The organism is Nocardia amamiensis (assembly GCF_015477605.1).
GTDB classification, from domain to species: domain Bacteria; phylum Actinomycetota; class Actinomycetes; order Mycobacteriales; family Mycobacteriaceae; genus Nocardia; species Nocardia amamiensis_A.
This window is the reverse complement of sequence record NZ_JADLQX010000015.1, coordinates 120,812-146,174: the sequence shown is the minus strand read 5'-3', so window position 1 is coordinate 146,174 and position 25,363 is coordinate 120,812. Positions and strand designations below refer to the sequence as shown.

General features: G+C 69.5%; 22 protein-coding genes. 7 read left to right on the top strand and 15 right to left on the bottom strand.

Features of this window, described 5'->3' with window-relative positions; all coding sequences use genetic code 11:
• Position 1 precedes the first annotated feature (1 nt).
• The 3 genes from IU459_RS20895 to IU459_RS20885 form a co-directional block, all read right to left on the bottom strand.
• Positions 2 to 436, bottom strand: a complete 435-nt coding sequence (locus IU459_RS20895) for a DUF742 domain-containing protein (protein ID WP_195131228.1) — start codon at positions 434 to 436, stop codon at positions 2 to 4.
• On the bottom strand, positions 433 to 861 hold the full coding sequence (locus IU459_RS20890) for a roadblock/LC7 domain-containing protein (RefSeq protein WP_245671375.1): 429 nt from the start codon (positions 859 to 861) through the stop codon (positions 433 to 435). The genes IU459_RS20895 and IU459_RS20890 overlap by 4 nt, the downstream gene beginning before the upstream one ends.
• Before the next feature lie 67 nt (positions 862 to 928).
• Positions 929 to 3,514, bottom strand: coding sequence for a sensor histidine kinase (locus IU459_RS20885; protein ID WP_324198959.1), 2,586 nt, complete (start codon positions 3,512 to 3,514; stop codon positions 929 to 931).
• A gap of 320 nt (positions 3,515 to 3,834) precedes the next feature.
• On the opposite strand from IU459_RS20885, the gene IU459_RS20880 reads away from it, so the two are divergent.
• The gene (locus tag IU459_RS20880; RefSeq protein ID WP_195131227.1) at positions 3,835 to 4,347 is read left to right on the top strand and encodes a DUF3558 domain-containing protein; all 513 of its coding nucleotides are present in this window, start codon (positions 3,835 to 3,837) and stop codon (positions 4,345 to 4,347) included.
• 215 nt (positions 4,348 to 4,562) lie between these two features.
• Here the strand turns inward: IU459_RS20880 and IU459_RS20875 are convergent, their stop codons facing one another.
• The 6 genes from IU459_RS20875 to IU459_RS20850 form a co-directional block, all read right to left on the bottom strand.
• On the bottom strand, positions 4,563 to 5,585 hold the full coding sequence (locus IU459_RS20875) for a hypothetical protein (RefSeq protein WP_195131226.1): 1,023 nt from the start codon (positions 5,583 to 5,585) through the stop codon (positions 4,563 to 4,565).
• A gap of 45 nt (positions 5,586 to 5,630) precedes the next feature.
• On the bottom strand, positions 5,631 to 6,149 hold the full coding sequence (locus tag IU459_RS20870) for a PspA/IM30 family protein (RefSeq protein ID WP_195131225.1): 519 nt from the start codon (positions 6,147 to 6,149) through the stop codon (positions 5,631 to 5,633).
• A 37-nt stretch (positions 6,150 to 6,186) separates the two neighbouring features.
• Positions 6,187 to 6,954, bottom strand: a complete 768-nt coding sequence (locus IU459_RS20865) for an alpha/beta hydrolase (RefSeq protein WP_195131224.1) — start codon at positions 6,952 to 6,954, stop codon at positions 6,187 to 6,189.
• Positions 6,955 to 7,162: 208 nt separating this feature from the next.
• Positions 7,163 to 9,667: a phenylalanine--tRNA ligase subunit beta gene (gene pheT / locus IU459_RS20860; protein ID WP_195131223.1), complete on the bottom strand. Its 2,505-nt coding sequence runs from the start codon at positions 9,665 to 9,667 to the stop codon at positions 7,163 to 7,165.
• A gap of 33 nt (positions 9,668 to 9,700) precedes the next feature.
• Entirely contained in the window at positions 9,701 to 10,762 is a 1,062-nt protein-coding gene (gene pheS, locus IU459_RS20855) for a phenylalanine--tRNA ligase subunit alpha (protein ID WP_195131222.1), read from the bottom strand.
• 197 nt (positions 10,763 to 10,959) lie between these two features.
• Positions 10,960 to 12,387 carry an MFS transporter gene (locus tag IU459_RS20850; protein ID WP_195131221.1) on the bottom strand — a complete coding sequence of 476 codons (1,428 nt, stop codon included), beginning with the start codon at positions 12,385 to 12,387 and terminating at the stop codon, positions 10,960 to 10,962.
• A gap of 190 nt (positions 12,388 to 12,577) precedes the next feature.
• Between IU459_RS20850 and IU459_RS20845 the strand changes: the two genes are divergently transcribed.
• Positions 12,578 to 13,132, top strand: a complete 555-nt coding sequence (locus IU459_RS20845; protein WP_228838231.1) for a TetR/AcrR family transcriptional regulator — start codon at positions 12,578 to 12,580, stop codon at positions 13,130 to 13,132.
• 184 nt (positions 13,133 to 13,316) lie between these two features.
• Here IU459_RS20845 and IU459_RS20840 read toward each other — a convergent pair whose 3' ends face one another.
• The 4 genes from IU459_RS20840 to infC all read right to left on the bottom strand — a co-directional run bounded on the left by IU459_RS20840 (position 13,317) and on the right by infC (position 15,707).
• Entirely contained in the window at positions 13,317 to 14,120 is an 804-nt protein-coding gene (locus IU459_RS20840; protein WP_195131219.1) for a TrmH family RNA methyltransferase, read from the bottom strand.
• A gap of 177 nt (positions 14,121 to 14,297) precedes the next feature.
• Positions 14,298 to 14,678 carry a 50S ribosomal protein L20 gene (rplT, locus tag IU459_RS20835; RefSeq protein ID WP_039797323.1) on the bottom strand — a complete coding sequence of 127 codons (381 nt, stop codon included), beginning with the start codon at positions 14,676 to 14,678 and terminating at the stop codon, positions 14,298 to 14,300.
• A gap of 111 nt (positions 14,679 to 14,789) precedes the next feature.
• Positions 14,790 to 14,984 (bottom strand): 50S ribosomal protein L35, encoded by a 195-nt coding sequence (gene rpmI / locus IU459_RS20830; protein WP_040777415.1) that lies wholly within the window; start codon positions 14,982 to 14,984, stop codon positions 14,790 to 14,792.
• Between the two features lie 57 nt (positions 14,985 to 15,041).
• Positions 15,042 to 15,707, bottom strand: coding sequence for a translation initiation factor IF-3 (gene infC / locus IU459_RS20825; RefSeq protein WP_083889279.1), 666 nt, complete (start codon positions 15,705 to 15,707; stop codon positions 15,042 to 15,044).
• Positions 15,708 to 16,104: 397 nt separating this feature from the next.
• Here infC and IU459_RS20820 point away from each other — a divergent pair, with 397 nt between their 5' ends.
• The 3 genes from IU459_RS20820 to IU459_RS20810 all read left to right on the top strand — a co-directional run bounded on the left by IU459_RS20820 (position 16,105) and on the right by IU459_RS20810 (position 17,560).
• Entirely contained in the window at positions 16,105 to 16,344 is a 240-nt protein-coding gene (locus IU459_RS20820) for a DinB family protein (protein WP_440446516.1), read from the top strand.
• A gap of 5 nt (positions 16,345 to 16,349) precedes the next feature.
• A complete protein-coding gene (locus tag IU459_RS20815; protein ID WP_067467427.1) occupies positions 16,350 to 16,691 on the top strand; it encodes a DUF1844 domain-containing protein in 342 nt (113 codons plus the stop codon).
• 158 nt (positions 16,692 to 16,849) lie between these two features.
• Positions 16,850 to 17,560, top strand: coding sequence for an alpha/beta fold hydrolase (locus IU459_RS20810; RefSeq protein WP_195131218.1), 711 nt, complete (start codon positions 16,850 to 16,852; stop codon positions 17,558 to 17,560).
• Between the two features lie 102 nt (positions 17,561 to 17,662).
• On the opposite strand, the gene uvrA is transcribed toward IU459_RS20810, so the two are convergent.
• The gene (gene uvrA / locus IU459_RS20805; RefSeq protein WP_195131217.1) at positions 17,663 to 20,632 is read right to left on the bottom strand and encodes an excinuclease ABC subunit UvrA; all 2,970 of its coding nucleotides are present in this window, start codon (positions 20,630 to 20,632) and stop codon (positions 17,663 to 17,665) included.
• Between the two features lie 383 nt (positions 20,633 to 21,015).
• On the opposite strand from uvrA, the gene IU459_RS20800 reads away from it, so the two are divergent.
• Entirely contained in the window at positions 21,016 to 22,572 is a 1,557-nt protein-coding gene (locus tag IU459_RS20800; protein WP_195131216.1) for a sensor histidine kinase, read from the top strand.
• 4 nt (positions 22,573 to 22,576) lie between these two features.
• Here the strand turns inward: IU459_RS20800 and IU459_RS20795 are convergent, their stop codons facing one another.
• Positions 22,577 to 23,287, bottom strand: a complete 711-nt coding sequence (locus IU459_RS20795; protein ID WP_324198958.1) for a sigma 54 modulation/S30EA ribosomal C-terminal domain-containing protein — start codon at positions 23,285 to 23,287, stop codon at positions 22,577 to 22,579.
• 721 nt (positions 23,288 to 24,008) lie between these two features.
• Here IU459_RS20795 and IU459_RS20790 point away from each other — a divergent pair.
• Positions 24,009 to 25,358 carry a diguanylate cyclase domain-containing protein gene (locus IU459_RS20790; RefSeq protein ID WP_195131214.1) on the top strand — a complete coding sequence of 450 codons (1,350 nt, stop codon included), beginning with the start codon at positions 24,009 to 24,011 and terminating at the stop codon, positions 25,356 to 25,358.
• Positions 25,359 to 25,363: the final 5 nt, after the last annotated feature.

Genomic DNA, 25,363 nt, shown 5'->3' with positions numbered 1-25,363 from the left:
GTCAGAGTGCCCGGACAAGGTCCCTGATCCTCTCGATGGCAGCGGCGGTGAGCTGGTCGGCGGCGCGCACGGTCACGTGTCCGGTGGCGGCCAGGTCGCTGACGACGACCTTCGCGACCCCGATCGGAACGCGCAGCGCGGTCCCGATCTCGGCGATGGAGTGCGGCTGCTGGCACAGCCGCACGAGGGTGTGCTGTTCGAAGCGCAGCGGCGCGGTCAGCGCCCCGGGCTCCGCCCGCACGAGTGTCTCGATCCGCAGTCCGTCCAGCAACGGTGTGGTGCGGCCGGCGGTGACGACGAAGGGGCGCACGAATCGCTCGTCGCCACCGGCTGATTCGTCGGCCGGGCGGCTCGGCGGCGTGCCGAAGCCGCCGTAGGTCCCCTGGACCGAGATCATGCGCGGGTCCGGCAGCCGAGGGATGTCCGGCGGTCTCATCGCCGCAGCGTCTCACGTAGTTCGGCGATGAGCGCCGGGTCCAGCAGCGCGCCCGCGCGGTCGGCGAGTACCGCCATCTCGTAGCCGACCAGGCCGACGTCGCACCCGCTGTCGGCGATCACGCCGAGGCAGCTGCCGTCGCCCATCGCCGAGACGAGCAGGAATCCGCGCTTCATCTCGATCATGATCAGTTTCAGACCGTCGAACGAGTAGCTGCGCGACGCGCTCTTGGCGAGGCCCACCAGACCGGACACCATGGCGGCGAGCCGGTCGGCGGAGGTGCGGTCCAGGCCTTCGGACATCGCGATGAGCAGTCCGTCCGACGAGACCGCGACCGCTTCCCGGACTCCGTCGGTCTCGCGGACGAAGTTCGCCAGCATCCAGTTGAACGTGTGCGGGTCGGCGCTCGATAGGTGGGTGGTCACCGGATCTCCTGTATCTTGCGGGGGTTCCCGCACCCCGGCGGCTCGATGAGCGCTGCGCGATCATGTCTCATCGAGCCTCCTCTGCGATGGGCACGGCAGGCTGTAATTCGTGCGCCGAATCGACGGCGCGGATGTCAGTGGGGCGCGGGGCGGCGGCCGGTGTGCCACGCTGGTGTCCGGTCCGGAAGGCGGACAGCATGCTGCGGGTCTCCGCAGGAGAGCGGTCGACCGCCGGTGCGAGCTGCGGCCGGGGAACGGCGGCAGGACCGGGACGCGCGGCAGCCGCGCGGGCTTTCTTGTTTCGCTTCACCAAGCCGTTCTTGGTGTGCTGAATCGTCGGCTCTTCTGAGTTCGATTGCGCTGTCGGACGGGTGGATTCGACCGCGGGAGGGGTTGGCGCGGCCGCCGATCCGGTTCGCGGCGAGACGAATTGGACATAAGCCGATGTGCCGCCCACGGAGTGCGCCGGGGCCGAGATCACCGACATGGGTGGCGCACCGATCTGATCGGCCGCAGTCGCGGAAGGGCGCTGCACCCCCGCACCCGAAACGACCGGGAGCGGAGCGGTAGCACCTCGCGTTGGGCCACCTGGCGCTGAGTATGTCACTCCGGCCGCCTGTCCGGAGTCGGTCCCGCTTTCGGCTCGGGCCGCAGCAGAGCCCTCACGCACGGCGTCGCCTGGCTGATTCAACTCAGCCTCCAGCATTCCCGGCGGCAGCATCAGGCGCGCCACGATGCCGCTCACCGGCGAGACGCTCAGCTCGACGCCGATGCCCAGCCGCCGGGCCAGCCTGCCGACCACGTAGTGGCCGAGATTGCGGGTGGGCGCGACGACGAAGTCCTGTTCGCCGCGCAGCCGTGCGTTGGCCTGGTCCAGTTGCTCCGCGGGCATGCCGACACCGTGATCGACCACGGCGAGCAGGTACCCGCCCGGCACGGCGCGACCGTAGATCTCCACTTCCAGATCCGGCGGGGAGAAGGCGAGCCCGTTCTCGATCAGCTCGGCGAGCATGTGCGCCAGCTCGCTGGCCGCCGTCCCGCTGATCAGCACGTCGTCCATGCGCCGCAGCACCACCCTGCGGTAGTCGTCGACTTCGGACAGACCGGCCCGGATCACGTCGCTCAACGGGATCGGTTCCGCCCAGCGGCGCGGGCTCGCCTCGCCGACCAGCACGAGCAGGCTTTCGGCGTTGCGGCGCATGCGGGTGGCGAGGTGATCGAGCTGGAACAAGTTCGACAGCGCCTTGGGATCGAGTTCCTCGCGTTCGAATTCGCTGATCAGATTGAGCTGGCGGCGGACCAGGTTCTGGCTGCGGCGGGCCAGGCTCACCATCGACTCGGTGGTGTTGCGGCGCACCAGCGCCTGCTCCGACGCGAGTTCGAACGCGGTGGACTGCACCCGGTCCAGCGCTCCGGCCACCGCGGCGATCTCGGCGCTCGCTCCCGGCGGTGTGCGCACCGGCGCGGGCGGGTCCGGCCGGGTGTCGGCGCCGGTGCGCCAAGCGGCGATCACGTCGGGCAGTCGTCGGCCCGAGACGTCGTCGGCGTCGGCGGCCAGCGTCGCCAGCGGCCGCACGATCGCCCGCACGGCGGCGACGACCAGCGCCACCTCCACCGCGATCGCGGCCAACGCCGCGAGCACGAACGCGCCGAGAACGGCGGCGGCCTTGCGGCGCAACACATCCGCGCGCTGCCGCACGTCGGCGCCGACCGCCTGCTGCACGGTGCGCTGCTCGTCGATCACCGCGGTCATCCGGGTCCACCAGCTGATCGGGTCGACCGGCCGCACCAGCGCTCCCGCGCTGGAGGCGATCGCGATGTTCTCCGCCTCCGCCGCCGCGAGCGCGTCGGCGCCGTCCAGCGCGGCGTCCAGACCCGACCGCTGGGCCGGGGTGGCGTCGCGGGCGAACGCGGCCAGACCGGCCAGCTTGGCCGCGCGGATGTCGAGGAACTGCACGTACTCTCCTGGCCCGAACTCGTCGGCGGCGAAGACCCCGTTGAGGAAGCCGCGTTCCCGCGCGGTCTGCTCCTTGGCCTCGCCCAGCGCGTACAGCGCTTGCAGGCCGTGCCGGACCGTGGGGTCGCTCGCCTGGTCGAGACCGAGGGACAGGTGGTTCAGCGTGTCGATGGCGTCGGTGTAGTACTGGAAGGCGGCCTGCCGTGACGTACGCAGCTCATCGATTCGGGACCGGGTCGCGTCCAGGTCGGTCAGCGGCCGGGCGGCCGAGCGCACCCGATCCGCGCCTGGCGGGTTGCTCGCCATCGCCTGCTGTAAGTCGCGCAGCGCGCGGTCGACGGCGCCGCGCTGGTCGGCCACCGGCTGCCGCAATCGTCCGTCGCCGCCGAGCAGGCCGTTGGTCAGACCGCGCTCCCGCTGCGTCTCGTGCACCAGGTCCTGGACCGCGAGGGCCAGCGACACCGCGGCAACCGTATCCCGGCTCTTGCGATACGCGTCGATCTCCCGCACGACCAGAGCGCCCAGCAACGCGAGCACCAGAACCAGTGACACGACGAGGATTCGGGCCAGCTGTCCCCGAATGGTCCGCGGGCGCACAATTCCGCTGCTGGACGCCTGCCGTTCACCGACGAGGGCGACGGGCGCGGCGACCCGTGTGCCGCCGGAATTCTCCGGCCGTCGACGTAACCGCACCACCCTGGCTCCTCCGATTGCCCCGCCGTGATCGCTCCGCGGTGAGCGCACGAAAACAAGGGCAAACTTTCACAGCGCCTATCCACTGTCAATGCGAAAAGCGGACAAATCGGACACTGTGCGGACTTCTAAACACACTGGCAACGAAGGGTTACCGGGCGCGACAAAAGCGACATCCATCCCCACCGGGCCGGATGCCGAATCACACTGCGTGATACCCGTCTTCGCCCGGCGTCAAACCCACTAGCGCGGCTCTGATACAGTCCGGCCCGACACTCCGGAGGGTAAGAGAGCGGATGGCGCACCGAATCACGTTGGTTCCCTTGGCGGTAGCACTTGTGCTGGGACTGTCCGCCTGCGGCGGCGGCGAATCCGGCGGGACACCGGCCGCGACCAGCACGAAAGCCACGAGCGCCAGTGGTGCGCAAGCCCAGCTGTTCGACCCGTGCACCGGCATCCCCGAGACCGCGCTGACCGCAGCCGGACTCGACCCGGCCACCGAACAGGTCGGCGTCGGCGGCGTCAAACAACCCGGTTGGGAGATCTGCGGGTGGAAGGGCGCCGACTACACCCTCGGCGTGTTCTCCACCAGCGGGACCGTGGCCGAGTTCGAGCGCAAGCCGGGCAATGTCGAATTCCAGGACGTCACCATCGCCGGACGCGCGGGCCGCGAGTTCCGCGTCGACGGGGCGGCCAAGGATCAGATGTGCGACGTGCTGTTCTCCGCCGAGCAAGGGTTGCTGCAGCTGACGCTGGTCAACAAGACCGCCGGGCAGAGTCCCTGCGACCGGCTGGCAGAGGTCGGCGAGGCAATCGTTCCCGCACTGCCGCGGTAACGGAACAGGCTTTCCGATCACGCGCTGCCAACAAGGCAGCGCTCGGCTGGCACAGGCGGGCCTGACGATCGTCCCGGTACTACCGATGCAGCGGAGCTACCCTCTCGCCAGCGGTGCGCACACGGCGCCCGAATTCCGAGCGCTGCAGACGTTATGCCCGTTGTCCTCCAGTCGGTTCCCGTGGCGGTCCGCCTCGAGAACGGCGTTGCCGAGCACTATTCTCCGGCGAGAATACCGCGCACCGCGTCGGAGGTGTAGAACGGTTCGAGGCGCTCGCGAATAAGCTTGGCCAGCAGACCTTCCCGCTTCGCGCCTTCGATGACCGCGGGGCCGTAGCGCAGGATCTCCTTGGCGATGTCGTCGCCGGAGAGGCCGAGTTCGGGCAGCATGGCCGCCAGCGTGTAATCGCCGTACTTGATGAAGAACACTTCGACGCACTCCTCCACGAGCAGGCCGAAGTACTCCTTCTCGCGCGTGGTGACGGCGATTTCGTAGCACAGCAGCACCAGCTCGTTGAGATCCTTCTGGGTCAGGTATTCACGCAGCCCGCTGACCGGTTCGTCGGCATGCAGGTCCCAGAACTCCATCGCGGCGTCGTGCACCGGGGCGTCGCGCAGCATCTCGCGGATCGCGTTGTTGGTGCGCTTGAGCGCGAACAGCGCGCCCTTGCCGGCGAGGTCGCCGACGAAGGTGCTGTCGGCGACCTTCTTCGCCCGATTGGCGGCGGACTGGCCCAGCGACATGAGCGAGGAGACGCCCGGAATCTTCTCGGCGCGTTCCCGGTTGGCCTGCATGAAGTCGTTGATCAGCTTGTCCACGAACTTCGAGGCGACGGTGGCCACCAGCGGGCTCTCGGTGAGCCGGTCCAGGATGCGCTCCTGCGCTTGATGCATGCCGAAGATCTTCTCCAGCAGCGCCTCGACCGGCTCGCGGTCGACCACCTCGCCGAGCGTGTAGTCGTGATTGGCGGCGATGTGGTCGTAGATGGAATCGGCGAACACCCCGACCATGTCGGCCAGCACCGGGCTGCCGCCGATCAGCTCGATGACGGTGCGGACGGTTTCCTTGGCCTGCTCGATCTCGACGATGTCCCGGAAGACCAGCGTGTCGGCGACCGCGAGCACCGCTTCGGTGTCGCGCGCGATCACCTCGGCGAAGCGGTCGCCGGTCACCTCGGCGAGCAGGAATTCCACTTGGGCGTCCAGCAGCCGTTCGGCGATCTCACGCGGCTCGCTCATCGAAATCCATCCATCACAGTCGTCGTCCGGCGCGGCCGGCCCGGATCACGGCTGGTCTGCGTCGGTGTCGTTGCCATGCAACGATTTCCGAATCCGATCCAGGCGCTCCCGCGCGGCCTTCTCGCGCGCCTCCCATTGTTCGTCCACGCCGCGGCCCGCGGGAGTTTGCCGGTCGAGTTCGCTCATCCCCTGCGCGGTGCCGAAGCGCTGCTCGACCTTATCGCGAACTGACTCGAAAGTAGGAACACCCGAGGCCGAATATCCGCCACTCTCGGCGGGTGTGACGATACCCGACGGCGGTACCGGTACCGCCGGTACCGCGGAAACGCCTCCGACCTGGCCGAATACCTCCGGCGCCTGGCCAGGGACCGGAACCGTCCCAGATGGCGTGGCGGGATTCACATCCACCGCGCGGCCTTCGGCACCCGACTCGAGCAGTCCCACCAGCGCCGCGTGGACCGCCGCGAACCCCGGCCGCCCCGCTGTCGCGACCAGCAGCACACCCGCCAGCTCCGCGTCGGACAACCCGGCCAACCGGCCCGCTATATCGCTGTTGTCACTCATGACGCCAGGCTACGCAGCGGCGACCGGAGTGTCCGGCTCACCGCCGGACCACGCTGCCCGCCCAGTGCCGGACCAAGTCGTACCAGGCTGAGCCGCCGACCGTGATCAGGTCGTTGTGCCCCGCGCCGGGAAAGACGACCAGCCGTTTCGGCTCCCTGGCCGCGGCGTAGAGCCGTTCCGCGTGCCGCGGCGGCAGCAGCTCGTCCTGGTCGCCGTGCATGATCAGCACCGGGGCGCGCAGCTCGCGGATGCGGCGTTCGTTCGGATACGCGTTCGGGACCAGCGGCGCGGGCAGGAAGGGATACACCGAGCGAGCCGCGTCGCGCAGCCCGGTGAACGTGGACATCAGCATCAACCCGGCCGGTGGGTGATACTGCGCCAGCTCCAGCATGACGCCGCCACCGAGCGATTTGCCCAGGTAGAGCACATGATCTGGATCGACATCGGGTTGCGCCAGCAGCGCCTCACGCGCCGCGCGGGCGTCGAGGTAGGTGCCGTGCTCGGTGGGCCTTCCGGTGCTGCGCCCGTACCCGCGGTAGTCGAAGGCCAGCACGTCGAACCCCGCCTCGGTCAGCAGCGCGAAGATCGGCACGCGGTCACCGATATTGCCCGCGTTGCCGTGCGCGAACAGGATGTGCCCAGCCGATTCCCGCGCCGGAATCCACCAGGCGTGCAAGACCTCGCCGTCCAAGGTGGTCACGGACAGGTCGGTGTAGTCCATGCCCAGCAACGCCGGGGTCTGCGCGATCGTCCGTTCCGGCAGGTAGGTCAGCGCGTTGAGGATCGGACTGGCCGGATGTCGCATGCCCCTGTTCTTACCCCTGGAGCGTGGCGGGGCGATAGGCGGGTGGCGCCAGAGGGGCGGCACCGGCCATGGCCTGTCACCGACGCTGGCCGAACGCGTCTGCGGACGCCGCCCTCCGGACGCCGCAGCGCCTGGATCGAGCTGCCGGGCGGCACCCCGAGACGCGACCATGCCGCCGCAGCATCGGCACGGTCGCAGAAGCCTCGGCTCAGCCGCGCAGGACCGCACCCACGGCGTCGGCGGCCGCCGCGACGGCCGCGTCCCGCGCGGCGCTCGCCTCGTCTTCGGTGAGCGTCCGATCGGCAGCGCGGAAACGCAGCGCGTAGGTGAGCGACTTGCGTCCCTCGCCCGCCTGCGCGCCCTCGTAGACGTCGAACAAGGCGATGTCCTCCAGCAGCTGGCCGCCGCCTGCGCGCAGCGCGGACTCGACCGAGGCCGCCGGAATCGTCTTCTCGACACTCACCGAAACGTCCTGGAGCACCGCGGGGAACGGCGACACCGTCGGCACCGGCCTCGCTTCCCGCAGCGGCAGCGCGTCCAGGTCGAGTTCGACGGCGCAGGTGCGCGGCGGCAGACCCGAACGCTCCAGCACGGCGGGGTGGAGTTCGCCCGCGTAGCCGACGACGGCGCCCTCGACCACCAGCTTCGCGCAGCGACCGGGGTGCCACGGCAGGTGCGCGGCGGGACGGCGCTCGATGGTGACGCCCGCCGCGTCGGCGACCGCGTCCGCCAGCGCGAACGCGTCCGCGGCCTCGACCGGCCGACCCGGCCCCCACGGCCCGCGCGGCTCGCGGCGACCGGTCAGGACGGCGGCCACGTGCACCGGCTGGTGGGGCAGCGAGTCGAGCAGTTCGGCCACCTCTTCTTCGGTGGGACGCCGGTCCACCGGAAGCGGCTCGATCGCCCGGGTGTTCGGGCCGGGCAGCACCACCTGCGCGATGCCGTAGATCGCGAGATCGCGCGCGCCCCGCGAGATATTGCGGGCGGCCACCTCGAGCAGGCCGGGCAGCAAGGTGGTGGCCAGTTCGGCGCGTTCCACGTCGAGCGGGTTGAGCACCCGGGTGGTGACCCGGCGCGGATCGTCGGCGTCCAGGCCCCAGGTGTCGAACACACCCGCGGGCAGGAACATCGGCGGCGGGACCTCCACGGCACCGGCGAACGCGAGCGCTCGGCTCACCGCGCGACGGCGGCGCTGGGCCTGGGTGAGCCCGCGCCCGGCCGGGGCGGCGGGCAGCACGGACGGGATCTGCTCGAGCCCCTCCAGCCGCAGCACCTCCTCCACCAGGTCGGCGGGTTGCGCCAGGTCGGGACGCCAGCTCGGCGGGGTCACCACCAGCTGACCGTGTCCGGTCTCGCTGACGCCGACCTCGACGGTGCAGCCGATCTGGGCCAGGCGGCGCGCCGAGGTCCCGGTCGGGTAGACGACGCCGGCGACGCGATCGGCCAGATCGATGTCGATGCGGATCGGCTCGGCGGCGGGAACGGGGATCCGGACGTCGGTGAGCACCGGTTCGACGGTGCCGCCCGCGATTTCCGCGAGCAGGCTCGCGGCCCGGTCGAGCGCGGCGACGTTGATCTCGGGATCGACGACGCGTTCGTACCGCTTGCCCGCCTCGGACACCAGCTTGTGCCTGCGCGCGGTCCGGTAGATCCGCAGCGGGTTCCAGGTGGCCGCCTCCAGCAGGATGTCGGTGCTCTCCGCACCCACCTCGGTGCTCGCGCCACCCATCACGCCGGCCAGCGAGACGACGCCGGAATCGTCGGCGATCACCACGTCCTCTGGGTCGAGCACGCGCTCCACGTCGTCCAGCGTGCGCAGCTTCTCGCCGCTGCTCGCGCCGCGGACCACCAGCCCGCCCGACACCTTCGTCGCGTCGAACGCGTGCAGCGGCTGCCCCAGCTCGAGCATCACGTAGTTGGTGACGTCCACCGCGGGCGAGATCGGGCGCACACCCGACAGCAACAGCCTGCGCTGCAGCCACCAGGGGCTGACCGCCGTCGGGTCGATGCCGGTGACCCGGCGCGCCGCGAAGCGGGTGCACTGCGAACTCGGCTCCACCTGGATCGACCAGGCTTCCTGCTGGTGGTCGGGCAGCGTCCGCACCGCCGGGTCGGCGTAGTCGAGATCGAACCCGCAGGCCAGTTCGCGGGCCAGGCCGCGTACCGAGAAGCAGTAACCGCGGTCGGGGGTGATGTTCAGCTCGATGACCGTGTCGTCCAGCCCGAGCAGTTCGTTGGCGTCGGTACCGGGCTCGGCGGTGCCCGGCTCCAGCACCAGGATGCCGGAGTGGTCCTTGCCGATGCCGAGTTCGGCGACCGAGCAGATCATGCCGTTGGAGACATGGCCATAGGTCTTGCGCGAGCTGATCTGGAATCCACCCGGCAGCACACCGCCGGGCAGCACCACGACCACCAGGTCGCCGACCGCGAAATTCCGCGCGCCGCAGACGATCTCCTGCAACTCGGGATTACCGACGTCCACCTTGCAGAAGCGGATCGGCTTCTTGAACTCGGTCAGCTCGGTGATCTCGGCGACCCGGCCGACCACCAGCGGCGGCCGCCCCTCCCCGCCGTTGACGCGCTGGAGCTTGTCGACCTCTTCGACTTCCAACCCGACCCGGACGAATCCCGCGTCGAGCTCCTCCGGCGTCACCGACCACTCGGGGTTGGTGCGCTGGATGATGTCGGTCAGCCAGGACTGCGCTACTCGCACTTGACGTTTCGCTCTCTCGATCGAAGGGTGGGGTCAGGACCGGATACCGAAGGGCAGTGTGAAACGCACGTCGCCTTCCACGATGTCCCGCATGTCCGGGATGCCGTTGCGGAACTGCAGCGTGCGCTCCAGGCCCATGCCGAACGCGAATCCGCTGTACACCTCGGGATCGATCCCGCTGGCGATCAGCACCTTCGGATTCACCATGCCGCAGCCGCCCCATTCGACCCAGCCGGGACCGCCCTTCTTGTCCGGGAACCACACGTCGACCTCCGCGGAGGGCTCGGTGAACGGAAAGTAGTTGGGGCGCATGCGCGTCCGGGTCTCCGGACCGAACAGCGCCCTCGCGAACGCGTCCAGGGTGCCGCGCAGGTGCGCCATGGTCAGGCCCTTGTCCACCGCCAAACCCTCGATTTGCGAGAACACCGGGGTGTGCGTGGCGTCCAGTTCGTCGGTGCGGAATGTGCGGCCGGGGCAGACCACGTAGATCGGCAGGTCTCGTTCCAGCATCGAGCGCACCTGCACCGGAGAGGTGTGCGTGCGCAGGACCTGCCGGGAGCCCTCCGGCGCGATGTGGAAGGTGTCCTGCATGGTGCGCGCCGGGTGGTCGGGCAGGAAGTTCAGCGCGTCGAAGTTGAAGTGCTCGGTCTCCACCTCGGGGCCCTCGGCGACCTCCCAGCCCATAGCGACGAACACGTCGGCGATCTGCTCGGAGATGACCGTGATCGGATGCCGGGCGCCCACCGCCGTGCGGCGCGCAGGCAGCGTCACGTCGATGGCCTCGGCGACCAGCACGGCGGCGTCGCGCTCGGCCAGCAGCGTGGCGCGGCGGACCTCGAACGCCTCGGACACTCGGCCTCTGGCCAGGTTGACCCGCTTGCCCGCGTCGGCCTTCTCCGCTTTCGGTAGTGCGCCCAGAGCGCGCTGCGCCAGCGCCAGCGGCGCCTTGGCGCCGAGGTGTTCGGTTTTCGCGACTGCGAGCGCATCCAGGTCGGCGGCAGCGGCGAACGCCTTCTCGGCGGCCGCCGCGGCCGCGGCCAGTGCCTCCTCGGTCAGCGCCGCGTTCTGCTCGCCTGCGTCGATGTCGTCGGCCACGATGCTCCGTCTCTCCCCTGGGGATCGGTTCGCGGGCACAGCTCATTGCCGACCCGCATTGCTGCTGGTCGCATCGTATTCGATGGCTCGGGGGCGATTCACGCGGATTACCCGCTAGCGCAGACCGGAGAGTCTGTTATCGCGCTCGAAATGCGCCCCTTCCAGCCGCAGCGCTGGGAGGGGCGCACCGCATGCGATCAGCTCGCCACCACCCGCCGCGGCAACAGCAGGGAGATCAGCGCGCCCGCCGCGACGATCCCCGCGCCGACCCAGACCGCGGGTACCAGCCCGTCCACGAAGCTTTGCGGCGCCAGGTAGGAACCGGACGAGGCGAACACCGACGCCAGCACCGCGACACCCACCGCCACGCCGACCTCCCGGACCGTATTGTTGGTCCCCGAGGCCATGGCCTGGTCCTCCGGAGCCGCGCTGGCCATCACGATGGTCGACGCGGGCGCGAAGGTCAGCCCCATGCCGACGCCCGCGAGCAGGAACGGCGCGACGTAGGAGCCGTAGCCGATGTCGACGGTGGTGATCGCGGCCATCCAACCCAGCGCGACGGCCAGCAGCACCTGCCCCGTGGTGATCAAGGTGCGTGCGCCGATCCGGTCCACCAGCAGGCCCGCGATCGGCGCCACCACCATCGGCGCCATGGTCCACGGCATGGTGCGCACACCCGATTCCAGCGGGCTGTAGCCCTGCACCACCTGGAAATACTGTGCGAGCAGGAAGATCGACCCGAACACGCCGACCGAGAACGCGAAGCCGACCACGTTGCTCACACTGAAGGCCCGGGAACGGAACAGCCGCAGCGGCAGCATCGGCTCCGGCGTGCGCAGTTCCCAGCCGATCAGGCCGACCAGCAGCGCGGCGCCGCCGATCAGCGCGGACAGCACGCCCGCGGAGGTCCAGCCGTCATCGGCCCCGTGGATGATGCCCCACACCACCGCGAGAACGCCGCCCGCCGACAGCAGCAGGCCGACCGGATCGAGGCGGCGGCTGCCGCCGTGCGATTCCGCGAGCACTCGCGCCGCGAACGGCAGCACCAGCAGGCCGATCGGCACGTTCAGCCAGAAGATCCACTGCCAGCTGAGCCCGTCCACCACCGCACCGCCGACGAGCGGCCCGAGCGCGACGCCGAGACCGGCGATCCCACCCCAGATGCCGATGGCCGCGTTGCGCAACCGTTCCGGCACCGCCGCCGACAGCAACGTCAGCGACAGCGGCATCACGCCCGCCGCACCGAAGCCCTGCACCGCGCGTGCGGCGATCAGTATGCCCGGCTCGGTCGCCAGCGCGCAGGCGGCGGACGCCAGCGTGAACAGGCCGATGCCGAACAGGAAGATCCGGCGCCTGCCCAGCCGGTCGCCGATGGCGGAGGCGGTGAGCAGCAGCGAGGCGAACGACAGCGTGTACGCGTTGACGAACCACTGCAGGTCGGCCAGCGAGGCACCCAGTTCGGTGCGGATCACCGGCAGCGCGTTCGTCACGACCAGGTTGTCCAGCGTGACCATGAACATCGGGATGCCGACGGCGGCCAGGACGGCGGCGAGCCTGCGCCCGCCGATCGTCCGCGCGGGCGCCGCGACCGGCGCCGCGGCGGCGGATGGGAGAGTTTCGGTCATGTCCGTCCTTGTTGTAATTGACTGATAACAACTGATTCGAACAGTATGCATTGACTGATAACATGTCAAGGGCAGGCCCCGAAGGCGAGTTCTCGCCCGATATGGCGAGGCGTTCTCACCCGGAGCGGCGGACGCCCTGCCGCGAAAACGACAGAAATGGAGCACGATGGCGGGAACGACCAGGATCAGAATGACCGCGACCGAACGGGGCGAGCAGGTATTGCGCGCGGCCGTCTCGGCCTTCGCCGAATCCGGTTACGCCGCCACCCGCACCGACGAGATCGCCAGGCGCGCAGGCGTTTCTCAGCCGTACGTGATCCGGCTCTTCGGCACCAAACAGCACCTGTTCCGCGCCGCGATGCACCGCGTATGCGACCGGATCGAAGAAATCTTCCGAGCGTCACGCAACGCGGCGCCCCGCGATGCGAGCCCCGACGAGGCGCTGACCGCCCTCGCCAACGGCTTTTCGATGTTCCTAGCCGAACGCGAACTGCTCCAGGTGCTACTGCACGGCTTCGCCGCCAGTGCCGACCCCGAGATCGGCGACGAGGTAAGGGCGCGGTTCGGCGGGATCTACCGACTGATCCGGGAACTGACCGGAGCACCCGAAACCGAGGTACGGCGGTTCCTCTCCACCGGCATGTTGCTCACGGTGATGAGCGCGATGCGGGTTGCCGGGCCCGACGCGGTACCCGCGGACTGGGCGACGGAGATCATGGAAGACCTGGGCAAATACGGCGATTGACCAGGCGGGGCTACGTCCCGCCGGACCGGACATCCGGTGCCGGACCGGGGCGTCACCGTTCGCGGCAGCCACAGCCGACCCGGAGGGCACACCGTGATGACGCGATCGCCACCGCCGCACGCAATGCGTTTCCACCGAAGCAACACCGACCATTGCCCGTTCGCGACGCCGCAGGCGCCGCATATTAACCGCCGTAGCGGACGCGAGAGTTCGCGTAGAGGCAGATCGCGGCGGCGGTGGCCAGATTCAGGCTCTCGGCGCGGCCGCGAATGGGGATGCGGATGCGGTGGTCGGCGCGGCGCGCGACGGCGGGGTCCAAGCCGTGCGCCTCGTTCCCGAACAGCCACGCGACCGGTCGGGTGAACAGCTCATCGGCGTCGTCGAGATCGACTTCGCCGTTCGCCGCGGTCGCCAGGATCGTGATGCCCGCCGCCGCGATCGCCTCCAGCGTTTCGGCGACGTCCCGGTGCCGTGCGATCGGCACGTGGAAGATGCTGCCCGCGCTGGCCCGCACGCACTTGCCGTTGTGCGGGTCGACGGTGTCGCCCGCCAGCACGACGCCGTCGGCGCCGACGGAATCGGCGACCCGGACCAGCGTCCCCGCGTTCCCGGGCTCAGCCATCTCGACCGGAACGGCAAGTATCCGCGGGCTCGCGTCGAGGATTCGCGCCAAAGGCACGTCGAGCAGATCGCAGACCGCCACCAGCCCCGGAGCCGTGACGGTCTCGCCGAGATGCTGTGCCGCGCGGTCGCTCACCAGCGTGGTGCGAACCCCCGTGGCGGCCGCGGCGGCGATCAGCGCGTGGTCGCGTTCGGCGGCCGCTCGCGAGTAGAACAGTTCGTGCACCCGCGCCGTCTCCAGTGCGGCGGCGACGGCGTTGGCGCCCTCGGCGAGGAATCGGCCCGCCTTGCGACGCTGCGCGCTGCGCTGGAGCTTGACAGCGGAAACGACCCGAGGATTGCGCCAGTCGATAGCTTCAGCTTCCACAGCGACCTGCCGATGTCGACCCCGGCACGGGAGCGACTCGCGGATTGCGCGAGCTCATCGAGAGATGGCTCAGCGGATCGGCCGGAGGTCTACTCGACAGAACGACCCGTGGATTGCGCTCGCTGAGCGCTTCCACGGGTCGTTCCGACAGATGTTCTTGTGTCAACGAAGCCTGGCTCAGGCGGCCGGGGCGTTGACATCCTGCGGCAGGGCGGCCTTGGCGACCGCGACGAGACCGGCGAACGCCTCGGCGTCCGACACCGCGAGCTCGGCGAGAATCTTGCGGTCCACCTCGACACCCGCGGCCTTCAGGCCCTGGATGAAGCGGTTGTAGGTGATGTCGTTGATCCGCGCCGCGGCGTTGATCCGGGCGATCCACAGCTTGCGGAAGTCACCCTTGCGCGCCCGGCGGTCCCGGTACGCGTAGGTGAGCGAGTGCAGCTGCTGCTCCTTGGCCTTGCGGTACAGCCGCGAGCGCTGGCCGCGGTAGCCCTTGGAGGCCTCGAGAATGGAACGGCGCTTCTTCTGCGCGTTGACGGCCCTTTTGACGCGTGCCACTGGTCAGTCCTGTTCGATGTGGGGGCGCGGAGCGGCGCCCGGAAATGGGTCGGGAATGGCGCCGGACATGGTCCGGTCGCGATGCGCCGGCTGGTCTGCGCGGCGGCGCAATCAGATACCGAGCAGCTTCTTCACGCGACGGACGTCGGCGGCGGCGACGACCTCCACGCCGTCCAGACGACGAGTCCGGCGGGTGGGCTTGTGCTCGAACAGGTGGCGACGGTTCGCCTGCTGGCGGAGCAGCTTGCCTTTACCGGACACCTTGAATCGCTTCGAGGCGCCGCTGTGGCTCTTCATCTTCGGCATGGATTCCTCTATCTGTCGTCCGGCGGCCCCGTGGGACCGCCGGTGTTCTGATCGGTGTTACTGCGGGCCGGCCGTCTCGGCCTGCTCCGCGGCGGGCTGGCCGGCCGGTGCGGCGCTGGGCGCCGGGCGCTGGGCGGACTCCTGCTGCGCCTTCACCCGCGTCTTCGCACCCTTGTGGGGGGCGAGGACCATGGTCATGTTGCGACCGTCCTGCTTGGCCGAGGTTTCCACGAAACCGAGGTCGGCGACGTCGGACGCCAGCCGCTGCAGCAGCCGGAAGCCGAGTTCCGGCCGGGACTGCTCACGGCCGCGGAACATGATCGTCACCTTGACCTTGGACCCGGCCTCGAGGAAGCGCACGACGTTGCGCTTCTTGGTCTCGTAGTCGTGATCATCGATCTTCGGACGGAGCTTCTGCTCCTTGATCACCGTCTGCTGCTGGTTCTTCCGAGACTCGCGCGCCTTCTGCGCCGTCTCGTACTTGAACTTGCCGTAGTCCATGATCTTGCAGACCGGTGGACGGGCATCGGGTGCCACCTCGACGAGATCGAGGTCGGCTTCGAGGGCGACGCGTAATGCATCCTCAACACGCACGATCCCAACCTGCTCGCCGCCAGGTCCGATGAGCCGGACCTCGGGAACACGGATGCGATCGTTGATGCGGGTCTCAGTGCTGATGGGGCCTCCTAGGTCAAGCGGTGTCGTCAGACGACCGCACGCAATAACTGCAACCCCTGTTCAACACGAAGGCCCCGGTGCGGTATTCCGCGACACGGGGCCCGATGTCGACCGATCGCCGATCGCGAGCGAACTCGGATCGACCCTCGTGTGGCGGCTCTCCTGCGAGAACCGCGGCACGAGAAACCCGCCCTCGCGGGGCGGGTGACCGGACCGTTGGCCGTACGATCACTCGTCGGCAACGGTGGGAGTCGGGCTCCACTTATCAGCCCCGGGCAAGCCCCGGGGCGGTCGTCAGCGGACAGTCTAACATTCCGTTCGGCTATCGCCGAATCGGCACGAATCGGGACGAAATTCGTTTGCCCGGGCGTGTGCGGCGCCCTGGTGGTGGGGCGCTGCGATCGATCACGCCGAGGGGAAGACCCCACCCGCACGCGAGGACGTGCACTGGCCCGGCGACGGCCCGGCGGCCATCACCTGTCTGCGCGATCTCGGCACCGAGTGGGAGCGCGTGCTCGACGGACTGACCGAATCGGACCTGGATCGCCCCTCCGCCTATCCCTGGCCCGCCGACGCCGGGCTGACCCTCGCGCATCTGGCCGGCTGGGTGAACGCGGAGCTGATGAAGAACGTCGCGGAGATCGGCCACCTCCGGATGCTGCGGGCGGCGTCGCTAGCCTGATGGGCATGACTGACGAGCTCGACTCCTCCGTACGCGAACTGGCCGACATCCCCGCGGTCGAGGTGATCAGCCGTGCCGCCGTGATGCTGATGAGCTCGGCGGCGGAGAAGCTCGGGCTGGCCGACGCCGATCCGGACGCCAGTCCGCGCCGCGACCTGGACGAGGCGCGGCGGGTGATCACCGCGCTGGCCGGGCTGGTGACGGCGTCGGTGGAGTACCTGGGCCCGCATGCCGGGCCGATCCGCGAGGGTCTGCAATCGCTGCAGCGCGCCTTCCGCGAATCCTCCGCCCATCCCGACGAGCCGGGCAAAGGTCCGGGCGAGAAATACACCGGCCCGGTCTACTGACTCGAAGCTGAACTCACTCCCGCCGAGGCATCGGCTGGAAAGCCATCCAGCCGCTGCCATGCGCCACCCCAGGCGCGCGAGGCGGAAATTCTGGACGAAACACACTCTCCCACACCAAAGTTTAGGAAAATTCCCAGCGGGTAGGGCACAGTGAGGCCATGGCTACTCGGATTCTTCTCGCTCCCGGATTCTGGCTCGGTGCATGGGCGTGGGACGAGGTCGCCCCCGATTTGCGCCGGCGCGGCAACGAGGTAACCGCGCTCACGCTGCCCGGCTTGGACGCCGCGGACCCCGACCGGTTGTCGGCGACCCTGGAAACCCAGGCGCAGGCCATCCTCGACGCGGTGCCCACGGGTGAAACCGTCGTGCTGGTCGCGCATTCCGGCGGCGCGGCGCCCGCCTATCTGGCCATCGACCGCTCGCCCGAACTGTTCCGCCGCGCGATCTACGTCGACAGCGCGCCGCTGCCGAACGGCTTCGTCATCAACTCCGCGCTCGACATCGCGGCACGCGAATGGACGCTGCCGGAATGGTCCGACCTGGAAGCCGAGGGCAGCAGCCTGGCCGGACTGGACGAGCTGGCCTTGGCACGCTTCCGCGAGCGCGCCGTGTCCGAGCCGGTGTCCATCGCCGCGGCGCCGCTGCGCCTGAGTGATTCCCCCGAACGGCTCGCCGTCCCCACCACCGTTGTCTGCAGCACCATGACCGCCGAACTGGTCAAGAAGCTGCGGGACAACGGCGAAACGTCGATCTTCGCCGAGCTGGGCCGCATCGACGCCGAATATGTCGACCTGCCGACCGGTCACTGGCCGATGTGGTCCAAGCCGAAAGAACTCGCGGAGCTCATCGACGCGATCGCAAACCGCTGACAGCATCGCCAGGCGACACCTTCAACCGCCGACCGGCCAACGCACCGACGACGAAAACGGCGCGACCCGATCGAACCCGGACCCCACCGCGCCCACGACGGGTCAGCCGACCGCCGCCGCCTTCTTCGTCACCCGCTTGGTCGCCTTGACAGCGGTGGATTCGGCTCCCCGCGCCGACTTCTTCGCCGGAGCCTTCTTCGCGGCTTTCGGCGCGGGCGGCTGGTTCAGCGCCTCCCGGAGGAACTGCCCGGTGTAGCTGCCCGCGACCGCCGCGACATCTTCCGGCGTGCCCTGGGCCACCACGGTGCCGCCGCCGGATCCGCCCTCCGGACCCATATCGATCACCCAGTCGGAGGTCTTGATGACGTCCAGGTTGTGTTCGATCACGATCACCGTGTTGCCCTTGTCCACCAGCCCGTTGATCACGGCGAGCAGCTTGCGGATGTCCTCGAAGTGCAGGCCGGTGGTCGGCTCGTCGAGGATGTACACCGTGCGTCCGGTGGACCGCTTCTGCAGTTCGGCGGCCAGTTTCACGCGCTGCGCCTCGCCGCCGGACAGGGTCGGCGCGCTCTGGCCGAGACGCACGTAGCCGAGCCCGACGTCCACCAGGGTCTTCAGATAGCGGTAGATCGAGGTGACCGGTTCGAAGAACGCCGCGGCCTCCTCGATGGACATGTCCAGCACCTCGGCGATGGTCTTGCCTTTGTAGTGCACCTCGAGGGTTTCCCGGTTGTAGCGGGCGCCGTGGCAGACCTCACACGGGACGTACACGTCCGGCAGGAAGTTCATCTCGATCTTCAGCGTGCCGTCGCCGGAGCAGGCCTCGCAGCGGCCGCCCTTGACGTTGAACGAGAATCGGCCCGGCTGGTAACCGCGGACCTTCGCCTCGGTGGTGGCCGCGAACAGCGTGCGGATCTTGTCGAAGACGCCCGTGTAGGTGGCCGGGTTGGACCGCGGCGTCCGGCCGATCGGCGACTGGTCCACCTGCACGAGTTTGTCCAGGTGGTCGAGCCCGTTGACCCGGGTGTGCCGGCCCGGCACCTGCCGCGCGCCGTTGAGCCGGTTCGCCAGCACCGTGGCCAGGATGTCGTTCACCAGCGTGGACTTGCCCGATCCGGATACGCCGGTCACCGCGGTGAGCACGCCCAGCGGGAAGCTGACGTCGATGCCGGTGAGATTGTGCTCGCTGGCCCCGACCACGGTGAGCTGCCGCTTCTTGCTGACCGGCCGGCGTACCAGCGGTACCTCGATGCGCTCCCGGCCGGAGAGGTAGGCGCCGGTGAGCGAATTCGGGTCGGTGAGCAGTTCCTCGTACGGCCCGCTGTGCACCACCGTGCCGCCGTGCTCGCCGGCGTACGGGCCGATGTCGACCACCCAGTCGGAGGCGCGGATGGTGTCCTCGTCGTGCTCGACGACGATCAGCGTGTTGCCCAGATTCCGCAGGCGCGTGAGTGTTTCGATGAGCCTGCGGTTGTCCCGCTGATGCAGGCCGATGGACGGCTCGTCGAGCACGTAGAGTACGCCGACCAGGCCGGAGCCGATCTGGGTGGCGAGCCGGATGCGCTGTGCCTCGCCACCGGAGAGGGTGGCGGCCGCGCGGGAGAGCGTCAGGTACTCCAAGCCGACATCGAGCAGGAAGCCCAGTCGCGCCTGCACCTCCTTGAGCACCTGCCCGGCGATGGCGGTCTCGCGCTCCCCCAGGGTGAGCGAGTTCAAGAACCGGGAGCATTCGCCGATGGACAGATCACTGACGTCGGCGATGGATTTCTTGTGGCCGTTCGCCGCGATGGTGACCGCGAGGATCTCCGGGCGCAGCCGAGCGCCGTTGCACACCGGGCACGGGATGTCGCGCATGTACCCGTCGTAGTGCTCTTTCATCTGCTCGGACTCGGTGTTCTCCATGCGCCGCTGCAAGAACGGCATCACGCCCTCGAAATCCGCGTAGTACGAGCGTTTGCGGCCGTAGCGGTTGGTGTAGGACACGTGCACCTGGTCGGCGCTGCCCTCGAGCACGGCTTTGCGCGCCTTGGGCGGGAGGTCCTGCCACGGGGTGTCCATCGAGAAACCGATGGAATCGGCGAGGCCGGACAGCAGCCGGGTGAAGTACTCGGCGGTCTGCCCGCGCGACCACGGGGCGATCGCGCCGTCGTTCAGGCTCAGCGCCGGGTCGGGCACCACCAGCTCCGGGTCGACCTCCTTGCGGATGCCGAGGCCGGTGCAGTCCGGGCAGGCGCCGTAGGGCGAGTTGAACGAGAACGAGCGCGGCTCCAGGTCCTCGATGTCGAGCGGGTGACCGTTCGGGCAGGCCAGGCGCTCGGAGAAGCGGCGCTCCCGGTCGTGCGCGTGCTCGTCGCGGTCGACGAAATCGAGCACGACGATGCCGTCGGCCAGCCGCAGCGCGGTCTCGATGGAGTCGGTCAGGCGCTGCTTGGAGCTCGGTTTGACCGCGAGGCGATCGACGACGACCTCGACGTCGTGCTTCTCCTGCTTCTTCAGCTTCGGCGGATCGGTGAGCGGATACACCACGCCGTCGACCCGCACCCGGGAGTAACCCTGGGTGTTGAGCTGGTCGAAGAGGTCGACGAACTCGCCCTTGCGGGTGCGCACCACCGGCGCGAGCACTTGGAAGCGGATGCCCTCCTCCATGGCGAGCACCTGGTCGACGATCTGCTGTGGCGTCTGCTTGGCGATCAGCTCACCGCAGACCGGGCAGTGCGGGGTGCCCGCGCGTGCGTAGAGCAGACGCAGGTAGTCGTACACCTCGGTGATGGTCCCCACGGTCGAACGGGGATTGCGGTTGGTCGACTTCTGGTCGATCGAGACCGCGGGCGAGAGACCCTCGATGAAGTCGACGTCGGGCTTGTCCATCTGGCCGAGGAACTGGCGCGCGTAGGCCGACAGCGACTCGACGTAGCGCCGCTGCCCTTCCGCGAAGATCGTGTCGAAGGCCAAACTCGACTTGCCCGAGCCGGACAGACCGGTGAACACGATGAGACTGTCGCGGGGCAGGTCGAGATCGACCCCCTTCAGGTTGTGCTCCCGAGCTCCGCGCACAGTGAGGCGTTCCGCCACAGGCCGTCCCTTCTCCTTCGTGTTCGGCGTCCAGACATACCCCCGGCCGCCATGCTAGGCATCGGCACCGACAAGTTTCGCCGACCGCCCGTCACCTCGATGAATGGCGGGGACGCTGCGGCCGGAGATCACGGATGGAGCCGGGAAACGGGCCAGGACGCCTCCGTAGCATCGCCCTCTCGGCACCACTGGTCAACAGCAGGGCGCGGGCGGTCATTCCCCTGGGTGGCTTTGCGGTGCCACAGGGCGGGCCGTGCGGACTTCCGAGCAAGTCGACCCCGGCATGCCCATGGTGATACAGCTCCCCGACTCCGCGCCGAGCGCGCGGATAGCCGACTAGACTGAGCGGGCTCTGCGCACCCCACCGGACTCCGGAAACATCTATGACGGACGTCACTCCCAGCCTCCCGGCTACGGTGCTCGACACCTTGCGCGCCATCGTGCGGACCGCCGCACGCCTCGTCGACGCACGCTACGGCGCGCTCGGCGTGCGCGGGCACGACCGGCAGCTGGTCGAATTCATCCACGAGGGCATCGACGACGCGACCCGCGCGGAGATCGGCCGACTGCCCGAGGGGCACGGCATGCTGGGACTGCTGTTCCTGCAGCCGGAACCGATCCGGCTGGCGGATCTGTCGAAACATCCCGCGGCCGTGGGATTTCCGCCGCGGCATCCGCCGATGGGCAGCTTCCTCGGTGTCCCGGTGCGCATCGGCGAGGAGATCTTCGGCAACCTGTACCTCACGGAAAAGGCAGGCGGGCAACTGTTCACCGATGACGACGAGTCGATCGTGCTGGCGCTGGCCGCCGCGGCGGGCATCGCGATCGAGAACGCCAGGCTGTACGAGTCCGCGCGGACCAGGCAGGCATGGATCACGGCGACCCGCGACATCGCGACCGAGTTCCTCGCGGGCACCACGCCGGACCTGGTCCTCGCCCAAGTGGTCGCCCGCGCTCGCGCGCTGACCGGCTCGCAGCAGGCGCTGCTCGCCGTGGTGCCGCCGGGGACGCCACCCCAAGAGGCCACCGAGCTCCTCGTGGCGCAATGGTTCGGCCCCGGCCCCGGCCCGCGGCGGGTGCGCAGCGCCGACACCGCCACCGGCAAGGCGCTCACCGAACGCGCGGTGGTGCAGGTGACCGACGCCGGGGCCGTCGATCTGGGCGCACCGATCGGGCCGGCGGGGCCCGCGCTGATCCTGCCGCTGCGGACGGCCGACCTCGTGCTCGGCGTGCTGATCCTCGCGCGCCCGCCCGCCCGCGGTTCCTACACCGACGACTTGGTCGAGCTGACCGCGGCCTTCACCGACCAGGCGGCGCTGGCCATGCAGCTGGCCGACACCCAGCGCAGGATGCGAGAGCTCGACGTGCTGGCCGACCGCGACCGCATCGCGCGCGATCTGCACGACCACGTCATCCAGCGGCTGTTCGCGGTCGGCCTCGGGCTGCGGGCCACTGCCGCCCGCACCGACGACCCGGAAGTGCGGCAACGGCTTTCGGCCGAGATGGACGGCTTGCAGGAGGTGGTGCAGGAGATCCGCACGTCGATCTTCGACCTGCACGGCGGCGACCCGCTGCGGCGACGGCTGGAGGACGCGATCCGGCAGCAGACCGCGGACGCCGCCTTCCGGACCAGCGTGCGGTTCTCCGGACCGTTGTCGGTGGTGGGCGACGCACTCGCCGATCACGCGGAAGCCGTGGTGCGCGAATCGGTCAGCAACGCGGTGCGTCACTCCGGCGGGAACCGGCTGTCGGTCGAGATCGCCGTCGGTGACGAACTGACCGTCCTAGTCGAGGACAACGGCGCGGGCATGCCCGCGAACGTGACGCGCAGCGGACTGGCCAATCTCGCGCACCGCGCGCATCTCTCGGACGGCCACTGCACCGTGGAACGCACCGCGGACGGCGGCACCAGGGTCCACTGGTCCGCGCCGCTCGCCTAGCGCATCAAGCGGGCAGGACGAGCGCGAGGTCGTCGTCGTAGCGCCGGTACAGCAGCCCACCGCGGCCGCGGTCCGGGTCGGTGTAGAACAGGAACGGCAATCCTTTGCGGCAGAGCACGTTCGCCGCATCGGCCGGATTGAGGCGCGGCGCCGGTTCCGCGTCGACGACGACCGGGACGGAGCCCGCGATCACTTCCGGCGACCAGTCCGGCGGGCACGTCGCGCGCTGCCGGATGAGGCGCACACCCTCCGCGGCCCAGTGCACCACCGCGTCCTCGCCGGTCTCGACGTCGGTGAACAGGTGGGCGTCGTAGTCCATCGCGTCCAGCACGGCGACCGCCTCGGCGGGCGTGCAGGTCAGCAAGGTGCAGTGTTTCCTGCGGACGATCTCCCGCGGTTCGCCGACCAGGGCCAGCGCGGGGCGAGCCGGGTCCGGCCAGGTCCGCGACTCGCGCGCGGCCAGCCTGGCCAGGTGACGGTCGAGGCGTTCGACGGCGAACGTCACCGCGAAGCCGCGTGGACCGGTGACCTGGACCCGCGTGGTGAAGTTCTGGCCGCGGACAGTGGCCTGCACCACCGTCGGCTCTTCCGGGTCGGATGGCGCGGTGAGGCGTGCCCGGGCGGCGGCGTCGAGGTGATGTCTGCGCAGGACGCGGCCGATCCCCCGCACCGTCCTGGTCACGTCCAGGTCCGGTACGGGTCCGCGAGCGGTCACCGCCACTTCCGGTTCCGCCGCCGTCGCCCACTGTTCCGACGTGAATCGCCGCCCCGAGGAAACCATCTGTCACGCCCCACTTTCCAGATCGATCCAGTGCACCCATGCCACCACTGCAGAAGTGCCGCGAACAGGGCCGAAAGTCACCATTGGTGAATACGACTGGCGCAGTGACGGTTCCGTTCCCGATTGGACACTCAACACCATGCACCATGGTACGGACCATGATCAGCGCAATCCACCCCCGCGACGCCATGCTCACGCCCGCCGGAACGACCAGCGGCCGCGGCGCGTAGCTGTGTGGACGTCGGCGAACAGGTGCGTCCTGGACCGTGGTCCCGCCGGGTATCCGGTCCGGAGCGATGCCGCGCTTGCCGCTGAGCACCCCCACCGACGCTGCCGGCTCAGTCGGATCAGGTGATCGCGCCGATCCCGGCTGTCTCATAAGATCTTGATGCCGGGGTTGTTCGAGCCCGGAACCGCGCAGCGTTGTCCGGGTCGACGCCCGGCAGCATCGCTGCCGCATCGGCTACCCCGGCCGAGCACGCGGTCGTCCGCACCGGGACGCGGACGGTTCTGTGATGAACGCCGGATCGAACCCGAAATAGTGCCGGTACTGTGATTCAGAGCGATAGCGTGGTCGGTGTGATCTTGTCCACGTCGATACCACAATAATCCCGTGTTCCAATGGCCATAATGGGGTCGATGATCGGGGGTTCGAGTGGGTGATGACAAGCTAGCCGCCGCGGTCGACGCCGCCGAACAGCTGGCCGCGCGCTACCGCTCCCTGGTCGAGCACACCCCCGACGGGATCTGTGTGCACGAGGGCGGGATGGTCGTCTACGTCAATCCCGCTACCATCCGTCTGCTCGCCGCCGAGAGCGCCGAGCAGGTGGTCGGCAGGCCGCTGACCGACTTCGTCCATCCGGCCTCGGTCCCCGCGCTGCTCGACCGCATCGGCGCACTCACCGTCGCGGGCGCTGCCTCCGCTCCCACCGAGATCACGCTGATGCGACTGGACGGCGGGACCGTCCCCGCCGAGACGGTGTCGGTGCTGACCGCGTGGCACGACCGCCTCGCCTATCAGGTGGTCATCCACGACCTGACCGCCCAGCGTCACGCCGAGGCCGCGCAGCGCAAGGCCGAGCACTACTTCACCACCGTGGTCTCCCAGCTGGAGGAGGGTGTCGTGGTGATCGATCCGGAGGGGCGGATCGAATCGATGAATCCCGCGGCCAAACGCATCTTCGGCACCGAGGGACCCGACCGGCAGGTGATCGGCCGCACCATCCAGTCGCTGCCGCTGGTGCTGCTGGACGCCAACGCCCAGCCGCTGCCGCCGAGCCGCCATCCCGTCGCACGCACCCTCGCCACGGGCGAGACCATCACCGGCTACATCTTCGGGGTCGACCGCGTGGACGGCCAGCGCCGCTGGCTGTCGGGCAGCAGCCGCCTGCTCAATCCCGGCGACGCGCGTTCGTCGGCGGTCTCGTCCTTCGCCGACATCACCGAATTCCGCGCCAGCAGGCGGCAACTGGAGTACCAGGCCACGCACGATTCGCTGACCGGCCTGGCGAACCGCTCGTTGATCCTGTCCCAGCTGGCCGGCGCGCTGGCCAGCACCGAGGAACTACTGCCGGTGTCCACCGTGCTGTTCATCGACCTGGACGGGTTCAAGGCGATCAACGACACGCTCGGGCACGCCATCGGCGACACCGTGCTGCAGATCGTCGCGCAGCGGCTGCAACGCGCGCTGCGCGGTGACGACATCGTCGGCAGGCTCGGCGGAGACGAGTTCCTCGTGCTGCTGTCCGGGGTCACCCGGCGGGTCGACATCGACGCGCTGGTGGCCCGGCTCCGTTCCACCATGGCCGAGCCGATCATCGCCCGCGGGCACCGCATCCAGGTGAACGCCTCGATCGGGGTCACCGAGCTCAGCGCGGGCGACCGCCGCACCCCGGAGGCCGTGCTGCACGACGCGGACCTGGCGATGTACCGCGCGAAGCCGCCGGGACACCGGGACGGCGCCGCCGCCCTCGGCCGCAGACCGAACAGCACCCACGCCTCCTGACGGGT